Here is a 2,806-nt window from a genome sequence, read left to right on the forward strand (position 1 = left end):
GGTTTGCGCTCCGCCCCCCCCGCCGATGTCGACTGGTCTGTCGCCAATGGCCGTGTCGCTGTCGCCAATGTGTCGCGCGCGATCATCCCCTCCTTGCGCGAACGCTATGCCAACCTGGCCGTCGTCGAGATCACTGCCTCGCCTGAAGTGCTGGCCGAGCGTCTGGCGATGCGCGGCCGGGAGTCCCGCGGCGAAGTGCTGGCGCGGCTGGCACGCAGCGCCAATGTCACTCTGTCCGGGCCCGGCGTCACCTCGATCGACAACAGCGGCCCGCGCGAAGCCGCCGGCGAACGCTTCGCCGAGGTGCTGCGCAAGGCGATGGCCTTTTCCGACATGTCGGGCCTGATCTAGGCTAGCTATTCCGCAGCCTGGCCCGCCACGCCCTTGCGGGTGGCGTCGACCATCAGCCGCCGTTCCCGGAACACGCCCCATTGCTGGTCGACCAGCACGCCGATGAGGATGACGCCGCCCATCACCGCGAAGTTGAGCGAGGACGGGATGCCGAGCAGGTTGACGAGATTCTGCAGCTCCTGCAGCAGCACCGTGCCGAGGATGACGCCGATCAGCGAGCCTTCGCCGCCGCGCAGCGAGAAGCCGCCGAGCACGGCGGCGGCGATGGCGTAGAGTTCGTAGAACTGGCCGTGGCTGGCCGGCGAGATCGAGCGCGTGTACATGGCGAAATAGATCGCCGACAGCGCCGTCAGCACACCGCAGATGACATAGGCGGCGATGACGACACGGCCGGTGCGGATGCCCGAATATTTCGCCGCCTCCTCGTTCTTGCCGATGGCGTAGAGATAGCGGCCGAACACCGAGCGATGCAGCACCACCCACATGACGATCGAAATAACGATCAGCGCGATGAAACTGTTCGGCACGCCATAGGAGCGTCCGGCCGTCAGGAATTCGAGCTCGGGAAAATTCTGGCCGAACGCAAAACCCGCCGTGCCGTCGGCGGTGTAGAAGCGGGCGACACCGCGGTAGATCAACAGGCCGCACAAAGTGACGACGAAAGGCTGCAGCTTGAGCCTTGTGATCAGCCAGCCATGCACCAGGCCTATGATGGCGCCGAGGAACAGGATCAGCACGAAGGCCAGCGGCCAGCCCACCTCGCGCACGGCGATGAAGTCGATGAACAGCGTTCCAAGCAGCGCGACCACCGAGCCGACCGACAATTCGATGCCGCCGGTGATGATGACGAAGGCCTGGCCGATCGACAGGATGCCGAACAGACCGATCAGGTTCGAGGTGTTGGCGAGGTTGATCGGCAGCAGGAAGCGCGGATTGATGATCGCAACGATCGCCCCGACCACCAGGATCAGGATCAGCAGGCCGAGATCTTTCTTGCTCATCGTCTTCTCCCCAATGCCTGAGCAGATCGCGCTTGCGCGAGACCCCGGCAAAACTACTTCGGCTGCTTGCCCACCGCCAGCAGCAGCACGTTTTCCTGGCTGAACCGGTCCTTGTCGAGAATGCCGGAGATTTGGCCCTCATGCATGACGGCGATGCGGTCGGACACGCCGATCACCTCTTCCATGTCCGACGAGATCATCAGCACGGCGACGCCGGCATCGGCCAATGCGCGCATCAGGCCGTAGATTTCCGCCTTGGCGCCGATGTCGATGCCGCGCGTCGGCTCGTCGAGGATCATCACATTGGGGTTCATGGCCAGCCACTTGCCGAGCACGACCTTCTGCTGATTGCCGCCCGACAGCGTGCCGGTGCGCGTCTGCACCGAAGGCGCCTTGATGCCGAGGTCTTTCTTCTGCTTCTCGGCGGTGGAGGTCTCGGCGCTTGAGGACACCAGGGAGCGGCGCGCATGCGCGGGCAGATTGGGCAGCGAAATGTTCTGAGCGATCGACAGGTCGAGCAGGATACCGGTCAGCTTGCGGTCTTCCGGAACCAGGAAGATGCCGTGCGCGACGGCGTCGGCCGCGGAAGCCAGCGCAAGCGGCTTGCCGTCGAGTTCCAGCGCGCCGCCGAGCTTCGAATCGATGCCGAAGAACACCCGCGCCAGCTCGGTGCGGCCGGAACCGACAAGACCGGCGAGGCCGAGGATTTCGCCGCGCCTGACGTCGAGATCGACCGGGCGGCCGGGATAGGCAGGGGTGCGGATGGCCTTGGCCGCAAGTGCTACGGCGCCGGGCGCACGCGCCGCTTCCGAGGCCTTCTCGCGCTCCTTCAGCATGCGGCCGATCATCAGCTTGACCATCTGGTCGTGGCCGATATCGCTCTTCGGCAAGGTGCCGGCCAGCATGCCGTCGCGCAGCACCACGACGCGGTCGGCTACGCGTTCGACCTCGTGCAGGCGGTGCGAGATGAAGATGACGCTGATGCCGTCGGCCTTCAGCGCCTTGATGACGTCGAGCAATTTGTCGGTCTCGGCGAGCGGCAGGCTGGATGTCGGCTCGTCGAGGATGACCAGCCGCGCCTCGATCGACAGCGCCTTGGCGATCTCGACCATCTGCTGCTGCGCCAGCGACAGGGTCGCGACCGGCGTGTCGGCGGAAAAATTGGCGCCGACGCGCTTCAAAAGCGGCGCCACCATGGTGCGCAGCTTGGCGCGGTCGACGAGCTTGAGCGGCCCGGCGCGCAAAGGTTCGCGGCCGAAGAAGATGTTGGCGGCGACGTCCAGATTTTCGAACAAATTGAGTTCCTGGTGGACGAAGGCGATGCCCGATCCCAGGCTGGCTTCGACGGAGAGCCTGTCATGCGCGGTGCCGTCGACGGTGATCGTGCCGCTGTCGGGCCTGGTGACGCCGCCGAGGATCTTCATCAACGTCGATTTGCCGGCGCCGTTTTCGCC

Annotated in this window: 2 protein-coding genes and 1 pseudogene; 1 reads left to right on the forward strand and 2 read right to left on the reverse strand. The window is 65.2% G+C overall.

Annotation, left to right across the window (positions count from 1 at the left end; translation table 11 throughout):
- A pseudogene (locus ENZ75_RS27405) lies at positions 1-351 on the forward strand (phosphonate metabolism protein/1,5-bisphosphokinase (PRPP-forming) PhnN); the annotation flags it as partial.
- 5 nt (positions 352-356) lie between these two features.
- On the opposite strand, the gene ENZ75_RS27410 reads toward ENZ75_RS27405, so the two are convergent.
- Together ENZ75_RS27410 and ENZ75_RS27415 are read right to left on the reverse strand one after the other, a co-directional pair.
- The gene (locus ENZ75_RS27410) at positions 357-1,352 is read right to left on the reverse strand and encodes an ABC transporter permease (RefSeq protein ID WP_027161057.1); all 996 of its coding nucleotides are present in this window, start codon (positions 1,350-1,352) and stop codon (positions 357-359) included.
- A 53-nt stretch (positions 1,353-1,405) separates the two neighbouring features.
- A partial coding sequence (locus tag ENZ75_RS27415; RefSeq protein ID WP_164888042.1) for a sugar ABC transporter ATP-binding protein occupies positions 1,406-2,806 on the reverse strand: 1,401 nt, incomplete at its 5' end.

The organism is Mesorhizobium sp. M7A.F.Ca.CA.002.04.1.1 (genome assembly GCF_004022805.1).
GTDB classification, from domain to species: domain Bacteria; phylum Pseudomonadota; class Alphaproteobacteria; order Rhizobiales; family Rhizobiaceae; genus Mesorhizobium; species Mesorhizobium ciceri.

What these genes read in the sequence shown, in the direction of transcription:
- ENZ75_RS27410 (WP_027161057.1), bottom strand. Translation starts at nt 1,352, where the DNA reads ATGAGCAAGAAAGATCTCGGCCTGCTGATCCTGATCCTGGTGGTCGGG.